Source organism: Synergistaceae bacterium, assembly GCA_017443945.1.
Classification (GTDB): Bacteria; Synergistota; Synergistia; order Synergistales; family Aminobacteriaceae; genus JAFUXM01.
The window spans coordinates 1-13,841 of record JAFSXS010000047.1 but is presented as its reverse complement, the minus strand read 5'-3'; the positions used below and the strand labels follow the sequence as shown (position 1 = coordinate 13,841).

Annotated in this window: 14 protein-coding genes; 7 read left to right on the top strand and 7 right to left on the bottom strand. The window is 40.0% G+C overall.

The features are described 5' to 3' along the window. Both IJT21_04755 and IJT21_04750 read right to left on the bottom strand, forming a co-directional pair. The coding region (locus tag IJT21_04755) for an NAD(+)/NADH kinase (GenBank protein MBQ7577565.1) at positions 1 to 434 on the bottom strand (434 nt) is incomplete at its 3' end. 18 nt (positions 435 to 452) lie between these two features. Continuing rightward, positions 453 to 968: a dCTP deaminase gene (locus IJT21_04750; GenBank protein ID MBQ7577564.1), complete on the bottom strand. Its 516-nt coding sequence runs from the start codon at positions 966 to 968 to the stop codon at positions 453 to 455. A 481-nt stretch (positions 969 to 1,449) separates the two neighbouring features. Between IJT21_04750 and IJT21_04745 the strand changes: the two genes are divergently transcribed. From IJT21_04745 to argH, 4 genes are all read left to right on the top strand, one after another. Continuing rightward, on the top strand, positions 1,450 to 2,283 hold the full coding sequence (locus IJT21_04745; GenBank protein MBQ7577563.1) for a glycosyltransferase: 834 nt from the start codon (positions 1,450 to 1,452) through the stop codon (positions 2,281 to 2,283). A 116-nt stretch (positions 2,284 to 2,399) separates the two neighbouring features. Further along, entirely contained in the window at positions 2,400 to 2,939 is a 540-nt protein-coding gene (locus IJT21_04740) for a hypothetical protein (protein MBQ7577562.1), read from the top strand. Positions 2,940 to 2,973: 34 nt separating this feature from the next. After that, positions 2,974 to 4,110, top strand: a complete 1,137-nt coding sequence (locus IJT21_04735) for a DegT/DnrJ/EryC1/StrS family aminotransferase (protein ID MBQ7577561.1) — start codon at positions 2,974 to 2,976, stop codon at positions 4,108 to 4,110. A gap of 9 nt (positions 4,111 to 4,119) precedes the next feature. Then, entirely contained in the window at positions 4,120 to 5,478 is a 1,359-nt protein-coding gene (gene argH / locus IJT21_04730) for an argininosuccinate lyase (GenBank protein MBQ7577560.1), read from the top strand. 80 nt (positions 5,479 to 5,558) lie between these two features. On the opposite strand, the gene IJT21_04725 is transcribed toward argH, so the two are convergent. From IJT21_04725 to IJT21_04705, 5 genes are read right to left on the bottom strand one after another with little or no spacing between them, the layout of a single operon-like run. Next, positions 5,559 to 7,313, bottom strand: coding sequence for a radical SAM protein (locus IJT21_04725; GenBank protein ID MBQ7577559.1), 1,755 nt, complete (start codon positions 7,311 to 7,313; stop codon positions 5,559 to 5,561). A gap of 33 nt (positions 7,314 to 7,346) precedes the next feature. Continuing rightward, positions 7,347 to 8,414 carry a rod shape-determining protein RodA gene (gene rodA, locus IJT21_04720; protein ID MBQ7577558.1) on the bottom strand — a complete coding sequence of 356 codons (1,068 nt, stop codon included), beginning with the start codon at positions 8,412 to 8,414 and terminating at the stop codon, positions 7,347 to 7,349. Between the two features lie 46 nt (positions 8,415 to 8,460). Then, positions 8,461 to 8,742: a cell division topological specificity factor MinE gene (gene minE, locus IJT21_04715; protein MBQ7577557.1), complete on the bottom strand. Its 282-nt coding sequence runs from the start codon at positions 8,740 to 8,742 to the stop codon at positions 8,461 to 8,463. Between the two features lie 17 nt (positions 8,743 to 8,759). Then, a complete protein-coding gene (gene minD / locus IJT21_04710) occupies positions 8,760 to 9,572 on the bottom strand; it encodes a septum site-determining protein MinD (GenBank protein ID MBQ7577556.1) in 813 nt (270 codons plus the stop codon). After that, complete coding sequence (locus IJT21_04705; protein ID MBQ7577555.1) at positions 9,573 to 10,316, bottom strand: hypothetical protein; 744 nt, start codon at positions 10,314 to 10,316, stop codon at positions 9,573 to 9,575. Positions 10,317 to 10,819: 503 nt separating this feature from the next. Here IJT21_04705 and IJT21_04700 point away from each other — a divergent pair. Genes IJT21_04700 through IJT21_04690 form a run of 3 tightly spaced genes read left to right on the top strand, consistent with a single transcriptional unit; the run spans position 10,820 to position 13,805 of the window. After that, complete coding sequence (locus IJT21_04700) at positions 10,820 to 12,061, top strand: redoxin domain-containing protein (GenBank protein ID MBQ7577554.1); 1,242 nt, start codon at positions 10,820 to 10,822, stop codon at positions 12,059 to 12,061. 3 nt (positions 12,062 to 12,064) lie between these two features. Further along, positions 12,065 to 12,478 carry a hypothetical protein gene (locus IJT21_04695; GenBank protein MBQ7577553.1) on the top strand — a complete coding sequence of 138 codons (414 nt, stop codon included), beginning with the start codon at positions 12,065 to 12,067 and terminating at the stop codon, positions 12,476 to 12,478. A gap of 1 nt (position 12,479) precedes the next feature. Next, positions 12,480 to 13,805 carry a 4Fe-4S binding protein gene (locus IJT21_04690; protein MBQ7577552.1) on the top strand — a complete coding sequence of 442 codons (1,326 nt, stop codon included), beginning with the start codon at positions 12,480 to 12,482 and terminating at the stop codon, positions 13,803 to 13,805. Positions 13,806 to 13,841 lie beyond the last annotated feature (36 nt).

Genomic DNA, 13,841 nt, shown 5'->3' with positions numbered 1-13,841 from the left:
CTCAAGACTATATCATTAAGGGCGTAAATCTTGTGAGACTGCGAGTCATCGTGATAAAGCACACAACGTAAAACACGGCGCTCAATAACGTCAAAATTATCTATCAAAATATTTTGCAAGTCTTTAACTACGCTGTCGGGTCTGCTTGAGGCGAGAAAACCTAAATGGCCTAAATTTATCCCGTGCAAAATTATATCAGTGCCCATTATGTAGCGTGCTGCACGTAAAAATGTCCCGTCCCCGCCGATTACAATTGCAAGTTTGACAGTTTTTAGCCATTGTTCGTCGTCAAGTCCTGCTGTTGTGAGTGCGCTTGCTTCCTGTTTAGGCAGTAAGAATCTGCAATTATTATTTATTCCCCAGTCGAGCAGATTTCTGGCCATGTTCACGGCTTCGGGCTTGCGAAGATTTACGATCATTCCTAATTCATTCATGAGTGAAATTATATCGCATTAGAACTCTTTATATAACATACTTGCTTGAATGCCGTCATTATTCTGATATTTTCCGTTAGTGTAAGGCTCGTAAGGCTCTGAAATTGTGTGATAATAAATTTGCGCAATCTGAACGCCCGCATAAATTCTCACCGGCTGAACACAAAATAATTCAAGCGTCCAATATCCCGCAAAGCCTACATCACCGAAACCGGCTGTAACGTGAATACAAATTCCAAGCCTCCCGATTGATGACCGGCCTTCTAACATCGGGATAAAATTTTCTGTACGGGTATATTCGCTTGTGCGGCCAAGATATAATTTTCCCGGATTTAGCACAAAACCTTCAGGAGGAATCAAAATTTTTTGCGTGGGTGCTGCGTGCCTCATGTCAAGAGATTCGCTCGTATAAATTAATAACTCATTATGAAGCGATAAATTGTAACTGTTAGGATTTAAGCGCGATTCGTCAAAGGGGTCTATTGTAATTTCACGGCCAATATGCTGCTTAATGCTTAGTCCTGAAAGAATCAAATTTATTTTGCCTCCTAAAATATTTATTGATTCATATTATATAATTTGCGCAAAATTTATTATGCACTTGATACCGGCTTTTTTGAAATGAAGGATGATAAATGCTAAATTATATACGTGTTTACGGGCTTTTACCGGAAACGAGCATTTATAATTACGGGCGATAAAAAACGGGTCGCACACATACAATAAATTTTTAATCTCAACTTAGTGAGAGCAAATCTATTATAGATAAATGATATAATTTTCCACAAATCTAAGTGAAAGGACTCTTGACAAATGGCAAATAAGACCGCACAATTTAACCAGCAACCAGCAACCAGCAACCAGCAACCAGCAACCAGCAACCAGCAACCAGCCATTATTATCACGTGTAAAGGCTAAATTAAAATCTATCACATTCATTTATCGTTCAGTACGCAGCGTAAAAAAATGTTACTGGACAACAAAATCATTTTTATGGTGGAATGCTCATAAATTATTGACCCGTTTTAATAGGGACGGCCTAAACCGCACAGAAAAGCGCGACAAAAAAATTATAGTCTCCCTCACTAGTTATCCCGCAAGAATAAAAGGTGTTCCCTACACAATAGCCTCACTCTTGAATCAAACTATGAAGCCCGATAAAATAATTTTGTGGCTCGGTGATGACAGATTCCCAGATAGAAAGCTCCCCAAAATTTTCGATAAACTTAAAGCCTGCGGGGTTGATATAGAATTTCGCGAAGATTTAGGCCCTCACACAAAATATTATTACGCGATGAAAGAATTTCCCGAAGATATTGTAATTACGTTCGATGACGATTGGATCTATAGAAATGACCTTATCGAGAAAATGTACAAGTCATATATAAATCACCCTTCGTGCGTAAATTGTATGCAGGCCACAAAAATAGCTTTTCTCGAAGATGGAAGTATTGGACCTGATTCAAAATGGGACTATAGAATAATTTCTGCGGACGTGGAGTCTTTCCGATATTCAGCAATAGGGGTCTGGGGAGTTCTCTATCCTCCTCACTCAGTACACGAAGAAATTTTTAACGTTGAGGCCATCAAAAAATTATGTCCAAAGGCTGATGATGTATGGTTGAAATTCATGGAAGTAATGAAAGGCTTTAAAGTCGTCTCAGTAGGCACGGAATCAACTGGCAAAAATTGTATATACGGCTCGCAGGGTAAAGAATCTTTGTGGATTTATAATATCGCTAACGGCGGGAACGATAAGCAATTAAAAGCTGTAATTGAAGCATATAATAATTGGACAATAGAATCAACCGGCAAAACAATTTTGCAACTTATGTGGGAAGATAAATAAAATTTTTTGCGTAAACGAGAAAATACTATATCAAGCACAATAAAAATTTTTCCAGCAAGTGTATAATAATTTGCGGTATTAACCAGATTCAGCCGGAAAGGAAAATTTTATCTGCCATGACACAAAAAAAGTCTATACCGCTTACTGTTGTTGCACTTGTTATATTTGTGCTTGCCTTTGCTGCTGCGTTCATAATTTCAAAAATTGAACCTCACATCGAAGACGTTAATGCAGATTATCTCAAACAACACATAGACAGACGCGGATTTATTCTCGTTGATGCAAGACCTGAAGAAAATTACGAGGGCAAATCACCTCGTCCGGGCATTCCGGGCGGACACATTCCGGGCGCGATAAGTTTTCCACTTGAAGATTTAGGAATTGCGGCGGCTCCTGCGGCAATGGCTCATGTCGGCATAGTCAAGCAAAATACTATAATCGTTTACTGCAACACAGGCGTATTATCGGGCTGGTTTGCTGATAGACTCGTCAGGAGATTCCATTTTTCACCGTCAAGAATCAAAAACTATCGCGGCGGCGTTACTGACTGGGTCAAAGAAGGAAATATTTTATTGCCCGAAGATCACGAGACCGGCAGAGAACAAGATGATGACTCAGAAAATTTTAACGAGTCAGATATGCAGAGACCCAAATAAAAATGTGATAATTTATTCAGGAGATGAAATTTAATTGACAGTACCAATTTTAGATTTAACACGTTCATTTAATGAGATAAAACCGGAAGTTTTCAGCGCGCTTGAGAGAGTCTTTAACGCACAAAGTTTTATACTCGGTTCGGAAGTAAAAAATTTCGAGACTCATTGCGAAAAGTATTTAGACATTCCGGAAAATTCCGCGATAGGTTGTGCGTCGGGGACTGATACTTTACTGCTCGCACTCATGGCAATAGATATTAAACCGGGCGACGAGGTTATTACGACTCCATTTACTTTTTTTGCTACGTCGGGAACAATTGCGAGACTCGGTGCTACTCCCGTTTTCGTTGATGTTGAGCCGGACACATTTAATATAAATCTTGAGCAGGCACTCAGCAAAATTACAGCTAAGACACGCGCTTTTCTGCCGGTTCATTTATTTGGCCAAGTGTGTCCGATTGAAAGCGTAATAGATTCTTTTCACGATAAGGGCGTAAAAGTTATCGAGGACTCTGCACAGGCTTTCGGGGCTTGCAGGTTTGAAGGCGATAAAATTTTACGTGCAGGGACAATCGGCGACATAGGGTGCTATTCATTTTTCCCGACAAAAAATTTAGGCGGCTGCGGGGACGGCGGAATGACTGTAACGCGCGACTCAAATCTTGCTGACAGACTCAGAAAATTACGCGTTCACGGCTCCGGAAAAACTTATTTTCATGATGAAGTAGGAATTAACAGCAGACTCGACGCTCTTCAGGCAGCAATACTTGATATTAAGCTCAAGCACTTAGACAAATGGAACGAAGAACGCCGTAAACTCGCAGATTACTACAAATTATTATTCAAGACTCATGACCTGAACGAATTTATTTCAGCTCCCGTCGAACTTGAGAATAATTATCATATTTATCATCAGTACGTAATCAGAGTCAAATCAAAGCGCGACGAATTAATGAATTATCTTGACAATAACGGATTTGCAGCAAGAGTCTATTATCCTTTGTCATTGCATTTACAGCCGTGCTTTAAATATCTGGGCTATCATGAAGGCGATTTTCCAGTGAGTGAGAGATTAACCCGCGAAGTTCTTGCACTGCCGATTTTCCCGGGCTTGAAGGCTGATGAACAAGAGTCATTAGTTGAAGCAATCGCAAAATTTTTCAGGAGTTAAAATTTTTAAATGTGGCACGGAAGATTTAAGCACGACACAGCCGAATCTGTAAAAAATTTCACGCAATCACTTGATATAGACTTCAGAATGGCTGAATGCGACATCAAAGGCAGTATCGCTCACGTAAAAATGTTAGGCAAAACGGGAATACTCAAACCAGACGAGGCCGCAAAAATCGAGTCAGGTCTAAATCAGGTCTTGCAGGAAATAAAATCAGGAAAATTTACACCCTCAAAAGATTTAGAAGACGTTCATATGAATATCGAGTCAAGACTCACAGAAATAGAGCCTCTCGGAGCAAAACTGCACACAGCACGCAGCAGAAATGATCAAGTAGCTACAACAACGCGATTATATTTGCGTGAAAGATTGCAGGACTTACGGGAAAATTTGCGCGATTTATTACAAGTTTTCATTAACAACGCTGAACGGCACAAATTTATAATTATTCCCGGTTATACTCACATGCAGCAAGCACAACCGATTTCAATGGGTCATTATTGGCTCGCGTGGTTCGAGGCATTCAAACGCGATTATGACAGATTAAATTTTTCGCTCGACTCATTAAATGAATGTCCGTTGGGTGCAGGTGCGCTGGCTGGGTCGACTCTTCCGATTGACAGAAAATTTACGTCTGATTTATTAGGCTTTGACCGTCCGACCCGTAACAGCTTAGATTCTGTCGCAAATCGTGATTACATGCTTGATTATCATTATTTTGCGAGCGTCTTAATGATTCATATTTCGAGACTTTGCAGCGATCTAATTACATGGAATACTCAAGAGTTTGCGTTTATTATTCTGCCTGATGAATTTTGCACGGGGTCAAGCATGATGCCGCAGAAAAAAAATCCTGATGTCCTCGAACTATCACGCGGGAAAACCGGCCAAGTGATTGGGAATCTAATAGACTTGTTGATAAATCTTAAGGGACTCCCAATGACTTATAATCGCGATTTACAGGAAGACAAGCGCGGACTCTGGCAATCTCTAGACACGGCCGAGAGCGTAATAAATATTATGAGTGATTTGTTATCGCGTGTTGAAGTTGATGAAAAAATTTCACTCGCAAGACTCGAAAACGGTTATTCACTTGCTACAGATGTTGCAGAATATCTCGTGAATAAAGGCGTGCCATTTAGGGAGGCTCATTTAAAAGCGGGCCGGCTCGTCGGATGGTGCATTGATAATAATTTGCTGTTGACGGACTTGACTCTATCACAATGGCAGGAAAATATTCCGGAAGTTGACGCAGATATTATGAAAATTTTGACTCCCCGTGAAGCTGTGAGAAGACGCAATATTTACGGTGCTACGGGATTTGAACAAGTTGATTTACAAATAAATGAAGCGCGCAAAAGAATTTAAAATTTTTTATCAGTCCCCGGCGATAATGTCGGGGAAATTTTTTTATCTGCGTGTTGTCGGGAAAATATCCCGGAAATCATTTACTTAACGCACCCAACCCCGCAAGCAGCACAACCTGTTATGCAGTCTTGAGTCAATTCGCCGGAGTAAGCTCTATGACGTTCGCGCAATAAAAATTTTTTCGTGAGTCCTACGTTGACGAAATCCCATGATAAAATCTCGTCTTCCTGTCGTTCGCGCGTATAATTTTCCGGGTCAATTCCGCAATAATCGAACGCATCAAGCCAGCGGGTTAAATCAAAATATTCTGTCCAGTTGTCAAACCTTGCGCCGGTCTCCCATGCACGCAAAATAATTTTTCCCGTCAATTTGTCGCCTCTAGATAGTACCCCTTCCAAAAAAGTCTGCTCCGGTTCGTGATATGCGATAGATAAAGCCCTGTCATGAACGAGTGATTTAATAAAACGGCCTTTTTCGCGCAATTCCTGTATAGTATTCTGCTTTTCCCACTGAAACGGCGTGTGAGCTTTAGGCACGAATCCCGAAACACTTGCACTCACAGTAACGCGCCTTTTTCCCATTGAACGTGCGAGCTTTAGTGCTTCATACGATAAATTTGCTATTGCCTGTAAATCTTCGTCCCGCTCTGTCGGAAGTCCCATCATAAAATATAATTTCACGCGCTCCCAGCCTCTTGAGAAAATCTCACGCAGACAATTTATAATCATTTCTTCGTTTATGCCCTTGTTGATTACGTCTCTTAGTCTCTGAGTCCCTGCTTCCGGTGCAAATGTGATACTCCCATGACGAGTTCTCAAGCCTTCTAATTTTTCAGCAAGCCCGATAGAGAAACCGTCCATTCTTAGACTCGGCAGACTCAATTTTGCGCGTCTTGCATTCAATTCCGGAGTGAGTGAGTCAATTAAATTTTCGATTCCCGAATAATCGCATGACGCAAGAGACAATAATCCAATTTCTTCCCAGCCTGTAGAACTTATAATTTCGCGGATAGATTTTATTGCTTCGTCTAAATTTCTTTCGCGCACAGGACGATTCACCATGCCTGCTTGACAAAATCTACAGCCGCGCCCGCAACCCCTGAATAACTCTATAGCCGCACGATCATGAACTATATTAACGCTTGGGACAATCATAGATTTTAACGCGAACAAATTTTTTGTATATTGCCTAGTAACTTTATTCGGGAATAACGGCGCATAGATTCCGGGTAATTTAGCGAGCTCACAAATTTTTTCAGAACGTGATAAATTTTTCGTTGAGTCAATTAATTCAAGCAGACCGGGCAAAATTGCTTCAGCCTCACCCACGCAGAATAAATCAATAAAATCGCTCATCACTTCAGGAGTATACGCACCATAACCGCCAGCAATAATTAAAGGGTCATTATTATCACGCTCGGAACTCTTTAATTTCAGGCCGGATAAATGCAAAATCGTCAATATATTCGTATAGCTTGCTTCATGAGGCAGAGTAAACGCGAGAACGTCAAAATCTTTTATTTTTTTGCGGTGCTCAATCGAAATTAACGGCGTGTCATGTGCTGTCATTAAATTTTCCATGTCAGGCCAAGTACAGTAAACTCTGTCAGCTAAATAATTTTTCCCTAGCGAATGAATAAAGCTCTCTATAATCTGAAAGCCGTAATAACTCATGCCGATTTCGTAAACGTCAGGGAATGCAAGACAAATTTTCAAGCGCGAGTCCTCCCAGTTTAAAATTTTGTCTGGTCTCCATTCTGAACCTGAATAACGAGAAGGCCTCGAAACTTGTGATAATAATTTCCATTCGGGTGAGTCAAATTCGTAAAAGTTCATGTGTGATAGTTCATTCTCCCTAGTAATTTTGCGTCAAAATCCGCGCTTATTATTATTTACCTCTTCAATATAAATGCTCGCAACGAGTCCCAGCATAATAAACGTAGCTAATAAAGAGCTTCCGCCATAACTCAAAAACGGCAGCGGCAAACCTGTAACGGGCGTTAATCCTATGCTCATGCCGATACTTTCGAACATCTGAAACCACAGCCACGACGCAACACCGGCAGTCATAATTTTACAGCGTCTATCATGGCACTTAATACCCGTCAAAATAATTCTAAGCAACAACAGCGCAAATAAAGCAATTAATATTACACCGCCAATAAAGCCAAATTCTTCCGAGAAAACGCTAAATATAAAATCTGTGTGAGGCTCAGGCAAAAATTTTAACTTGCTCTGCGTTCCCATCATAAAGCCTTTTCCCGCCAAACCTCCAGAACCTACAGCTATTCTCGATTGAATCACATTATAGCCCGAACCTAACGGATCTCTCATAGGGTCAAGAAATACAAGTAATCTATTAATCTGGTAATCCTTCAGCACAAACATTATCAAAACCGGCAATGACGCGAGTCCGAGTCCGATAATGCTTCCTAAATATTTTAATGGAGTCCCCGCAGTTAATAACATCCCAAACGATATTACAAGATATACAAGCGCGCTCCCTGCATCAGGCTGCAATAACACAAGCATAACCGGCAGTGAAATTACTCCGAGTCCAGCAAAAAAAGTTTTAAGATCTAAAGGAGGATAACGACTCAAAAATTTTGACAACGCTAAAATAATCGCAATCTTGGCAAATTCTGAAGGCTGAAATCTTATACTCCCGAATCCCAGCCAGCTTTGTGCGCCTTTAACTTTCGGGGCAAGCAACGCCGTCAATAACAATAACAATAACGTCAAGCAAAATAACGGATAAGCACCTTCAAGCAATTTTCTATGACCTATCATCATAGTTATTAACATAGCAGCAAGACTCACAATAAACCACACAGCTTGACGCAACGCAAAATCAAAGCCCCGGCCCGTTATGCCTCCTGCCGCGCTGTAAATGCAAAATACCCCCCACAAACCGAGCATAAATGCACATAACATCATTACTCTATCTGTGAGGGACAAATCTTCTTTTAGTGAAGCCCACAATTTAATCTATCTCGATACTTCCGCCGCGCTTGATCTTCAATACAGGAATATTCGCGATTAATGCCGTCGTTTCCCTCTCGTGATCAAGATCTATTTCTATTTTTGTCTTGTCGATGTCCATATATTTTGTTAAGACGCTTACAATTTCTTCGCGCAAATTATCAAGTAACTGCGGTGAAATATCGCGCCTATCATGCATTAAGACAATTTGTAAACGATCCTTCGCGATTTTTGCCGAGTCTTTGTTATTACCTCCGCCGAAAAGTTTGCTTAAGAATCCCATATATTAATTTCACCTCTTTATTTCTTATGTCCGCCGGAGAAAAATTTTTTTACCCAGCTGAAGAAGCCCCGTCCCGCGTAGCTCTCTAAATCCATTAATGGCACGTCGCGGCCTAATAATCTTTCTGCAATGTTCAAATATGCGTGTGCAGCAGGCGAGTCAAGAGTCATAGTCATGGGTTCGCCGTTATTTGTTGAGCGTATTACATTTTCGTCTTCAGGAACTACTCCGATTAAGTCAATTGACAATACATCAAGAATATCATCTTTTGCGAGCATGTCTCCGTCTTGTACCATGTTAGGGCGCAAACGGTTAATAATTAATCTTATCGGCGATTTTCCCATTGACTCAAGCATTCCGATAATTCTATCAGCGTCTCTAACTGCGGGAATTTCCGGTGTTGTTACGACAAGTGCTTCATCAGCTCCGGCTGCTGCATTCTTGAATCCTCCTTCAATACCTGCTGGGCAGTCAAGAAAGATAAAATCAAAATCGGGCTTCAACTCTTCACACAAAGCTATCATTTGTTCGGGGTTAACTGCGTCTTTTGTTCTGGTCTGTGCGGCGGGGAGCAGATAAAGTCCCGGGACTCTTTTATCTTTTACGAGAGCTTGAGAAAGTTTGCAGGATTTCTCGATAACGTCAATAAAGTTATATACAACTCTGTTCTCAAGTCCCATAATAACGTCAAGATTTCGCAGTCCTACATCAGCATCAACCGCGACGACCTTTTTTCCGAATTTAGCCAAGGCCGCAGCAATATTCGCTGTTGAGGTTGTTTTACCGACTCCGCCTTTACCCGAAGTCGTTACTATTACACGTGCTGCCATTTACGACAAATACCCTCCTAAAAATTTATTTTCCCGTATAACCGGCGCGCCGTCCTCAAGAGTTATCAAGACATTTTTGCGCCAGTAAGCTGCAGAATCAGGTTCAATATAACATAATTTGTTAGCGATTCTTACTTGAGGAGTCTCGAAATGTCCTGCCCAGATAAAAATATCATCACGTTCTGAAGCTAATCCGCCCGCATGGACAACTCCTAACAATTTACCAGCTACGATTATACTTCCGCCCGCAACAATTTCCGCACCGGGATTCAAGTGTCCCCATAATAAAACGTCGCCTTCCGTCTCAATCTTTTGTCCGCCTCTCATGGAATTATATACGATTCTAAGGCTGTGGGCTTTCTTGTTGTTTGACTCTGAGTCTTGTTCGGGCTTGGGAGCGTTTAAATTAATTGCCGGTTCAGTTGTCGAGAGTCCAGCGTCTTTAAATAATTTCAACGTGTCAGGATTTCCGGAGAGCCACGCAATAACTTTTATGCCCTTCTCCCAGACGATACTGTTTAACATGTGTAGAATTAAGAGTCTCGAACACAATCGCCCGCCAAAATCGAGCACAATTCCTTGACCTTCCGGTAATTTGTAAGATTTGTCCGGAATTTTCTTCAGCGATTTTAATACTGCATTCTCGCTGACTCTCTCTGGCAGAAAAAATTTCATGCCGTAATGAGTGCTTACATATTTAAGATGTGCTTCTGGTCTTCGTAATTTATTCAATAAATTTAACATGATTTCATAATTATATCGTGAAAAATTTTTTAGTGCGACAATAAATATGCTAAATCCAATAAAATATTTTCGTCATTGGCTGAAGAAATGAATCACTTATATTTTCAAAATGTTTATGACGTTAGCGCAATTAAATTATTTACGATAAAAAACGTGTTGCACACATACAACAAATATACGCTCAACAAAAATATTTTCCCAAAAATGTTTAATTGTTATAAAAAGTTTTGCGGTTTATTACTTGCGGGAAAAATTTTTTACGCGCAAAATGAGTCATTAATAAAAATTTTTTCTCCGTGAGTCTTTGCAATAAGTGCAATAAAATTAATTTTTTGTAGTTGTAAATGTAGTTGTAAAAATTTCATGGAATATAAAAAATTTCGCAAGCACATAAATTATAAATCTCCGCAAAATTATTCGCAATGACTCGCAAATATCTTGTAAAATTTTTCAGTAATCGTTATTATTTTCTCACACAAATTTTATAAGGGAGGCACAATTTCATGAAAAAATTTTCAGCTTTCATTCTTGCATTATTACTCTTGAGCACTACAGCATTTGCCGAAACATTTTCTAATATGGGCATAAAATTTGATTATCAGAACGATTTTAACAACGCCGCCGGAGTACCCTTCATAATCAATAATGGCATCGCCGCGCATAATCCTACAGCCGCATATATGGCAGTCGTTTATATAGCAATGTCTCAGGAGGAAGTAAAGAAACTTGAGTCAGAATCCGCCGAGACCCAGCAGAAAATTTTAAACGATAAAACCACAGCAATAGCAGTAGTTCTCGCTACAAACGGGACTCTCAGCACGGCACTGGCAAAACTTGAAAATAGAATAGTCAGCGAGAAAGATTTTACAGAGTTCGGCACGGCTGAAGGATTCAAATTTTATTACGCACCTATGAGCGACAAAAAATTTCTTGACAAGATCGACGCAAAATATAAATCCGACATTGAACAGGTCAGAACAAAATTTTTCGAGAACCTCAAGAAAGCGCAATTATTTGCACCCGTTGACCCTCAGTCAGCTTTAATCGGGAAAATTATAAACTTTGACTCTGTAACTCTTGACGGCGAAAAAATTTCCAGCACAAAACTTTTTTCGGCAAACAAAATTACAATGCTCAACATCTGGGGGAGCTGGTGTCCTCCTTGCGTGATGGAGCTTGATGAACTCGCAGAACTTCACAAAAAATTTCAGTCCAAAGGCTGTGGAGTCGCTGCTGTAGAATTTGAACAGTTCCCGACCGAGTCAACTTTTAATGAGGCTAGAGAAATTTTGCGCAAAAACGGCGTAACTTTCCCGAATGTCTTAATGCCCGACAACCCCGGCGAGATTCTTGCTAACGTGCGAGTCTTCCCGACAACTTTTTTTGTTGACAAAGACGGAAAAATTTTAACTCAGCCGATTATAGGTGCAGCAGTAAATCAATATGAGTCTGCAATGAATGAACTGCTGAAAAAATTTGTATCTGCTAACAACGTAAATTCATTCAGAGTCTATATAATGGATGGAGACAAGCCCGTTAATGGAGCTGTTGTAAAATTTTGCGACGAAAATATTTGCAATATAGGAAAAACTGACTCGGAGGGACTCGCAGCTTTTGACGTTCCAGCAGGAAAAATTTATGATGTCCAAATAATAAAGGTTCCAGCAGGCTATAAACTTGACAAGGAAATTTACAGGACTCTTGAAGTTTACAGCGATATAATTATAAACCTTGAGAAATCATAAATTATGGCCAAGAAAATTTATTTGCTCGTTGAAAGTCTGTTATGCGTTATTCTTGCAGGTGCGTTAATTCTTGCAGCTATACAAATTTATCGTGAAGGAGTAATTATTAAAGCTGCTGACCCGTTAGAATCGATTTTTACGCGTGAAAAAATTGCTGGTAAACTTTCGGAAATTGCGCCGATTTTCATTATATTTGCTGTAATGACTCTTGCGGGGATAATTTGCGGGGTCGAAGCGAGTTATAAGCGTGAAAAAATTTTCATGACCTCACAGACTCGAAATAATCACAAAAATTTTCAGGTTATAATAATTATCGCGTCCATTTGTTTAATAATTGCAGGAATCTTTAACGGGAGTGCGTTGGACGTGCTTTATAAGTCAGTAAATATTTGTTCTGAGTGCATAGGACTCGGCTAGAATGAGACGAAAAATTATACAACTTTACAGCGCGCTTTTATATAATGCACACGTGAAGGGCTTTATAACTGGCGAAATTTATCGAGGCAACACAAAATTTGCGTGTGTTCCAGGATTAAATTGTTATTCGTGTCCTGGTGCTGTGGGTGCCTGCCCATTAGGTGCGCTGCAAAATGCTTTAATCGCGTCAAATCACAGAATCGGCTATTACGTAATCGGAATAATTTTACTTTACGGCGTTATACTTGGCCGGACTGTGTGTGGGTGGCTGTGTCCTATGGGGTTGCTTCAGGAAATATTTTATAAGATTCCGACTCATAAAATCTCAAAGTCGAAATTTACTCGCAAACTTTCATATTTGAAATATTTTTTTCTCGCATTACTTGTGATTCTTGTGCCGTTATTGTATAAATTTCCCGGATTCTGTAAATATATTTGTCCGGCGGGGACTCTTGAGGGTGCTGGAGGTCTGCTTGTGAATCCCGTCAATGATAAATTATTTGCTATGCTGGGGATTCTTTTCACGAGCAAATTTGCAATAATGATATTTATCGTGATGGCTTGCGTTTTCTGTTACAGAGCGTTTTGCAGGTTTATTTGTCCGTTAGGTGCGATTTATGGATTATTTAACAAATTTAGCGTTATCGGCGTTAAAGTCGACGAAAATTTTTGCACTCATTGCGGAAGGTGTATAAATTCCTGCAAAATGGACGTAAAATTTGTAGGTGACTGCGAGTGCATTAATTGCGGAGAATGTATTAAATCATGCAGTTATAAAGCGATTTCGTTCAAGTTTAGTAATGTGCTGAAGTCTCGAATAATTTGCGGTCTTGCAATAATTTTATTGTGTGCTGCTATGATATTTTATAACTTGCCTGAACCCGAAAAAATTGCGCCGGTTGGTCATGAAATAGGAGAAAGACTCGAAAATTTTGAGATTACTTGCATTGACGGGACAAAATTTAATTTAGCTGACAATTTCGGCAAAGTGATAATAATAAATTTATGGGCGACTTACTGTGCACCATGCGTTAAAGAATTGCCATTTTTTGACTCTCTTTATCGCGCGAATAAAGAAAATCTTGCAGTTATCGCCGTGCATTCGTCATTAACAACGGAAGACCCTGCAGAATTTCTCGCAAAATATGATTTCTCGATAAAATTTGCTGTCGACACAGAAGACGATAAAATTTGGGAAATCGTGAAAGGCTCTGCGACTCTGCCTCAAACTATAGTAATTAATCGTAAGGGAGAAATTATTTATAATCAGGTCGGATCAGTAACGTCTGAAATGTTAGCGGCTCTCTACGATAAAGCAAGTAAGTAAATTGTGCGGAGTCAAAATTTTTTCGGGCGGGCGGGT

What these genes read in the sequence shown, in the direction of transcription:
- argH (MBQ7577560.1), top strand. Translation starts at nt 4,120, where the DNA reads ATGTGGCACGGAAGATTTAAGCACGACACAGCCGAATCTGTAAAAAAT.
- rodA (MBQ7577558.1), bottom strand. Translation starts at nt 8,414, where the DNA reads ATGATGTTATGTGCATTTATGCTCGGTTTGTGGGGGGTATTTTGCATT.
- IJT21_04740 (MBQ7577562.1), top strand. Translation starts at nt 2,400, where the DNA reads ATGACACAAAAAAAGTCTATACCGCTTACTGTTGTTGCACTTGTTATA.
- minD (MBQ7577556.1), bottom strand. Translation starts at nt 9,572, where the DNA reads ATGGCAGCACGTGTAATAGTAACGACTTCGGGTAAAGGCGGAGTCGGT.
- IJT21_04690 (MBQ7577552.1), top strand. Translation starts at nt 12,480, where the DNA reads ATGAGACGAAAAATTATACAACTTTACAGCGCGCTTTTATATAATGCA.
- IJT21_04700 (MBQ7577554.1), top strand. Translation starts at nt 10,820, where the DNA reads ATGAAAAAATTTTCAGCTTTCATTCTTGCATTATTACTCTTGAGCACT.
- IJT21_04695 (MBQ7577553.1), top strand. Translation starts at nt 12,065, where the DNA reads ATGGCCAAGAAAATTTATTTGCTCGTTGAAAGTCTGTTATGCGTTATT.
- IJT21_04725 (MBQ7577559.1), bottom strand. Translation starts at nt 7,313, where the DNA reads ATGAACTTTTACGAATTTGACTCACCCGAATGGAAATTATTATCACAA.
- minE (MBQ7577557.1), bottom strand. Translation starts at nt 8,742, where the DNA reads ATGGGATTCTTAAGCAAACTTTTCGGCGGAGGTAATAACAAAGACTCG.
- IJT21_04705 (MBQ7577555.1), bottom strand. Translation starts at nt 10,316, where the DNA reads ATGTTAAATTTATTGAATAAATTACGAAGACCAGAAGCACATCTTAAA.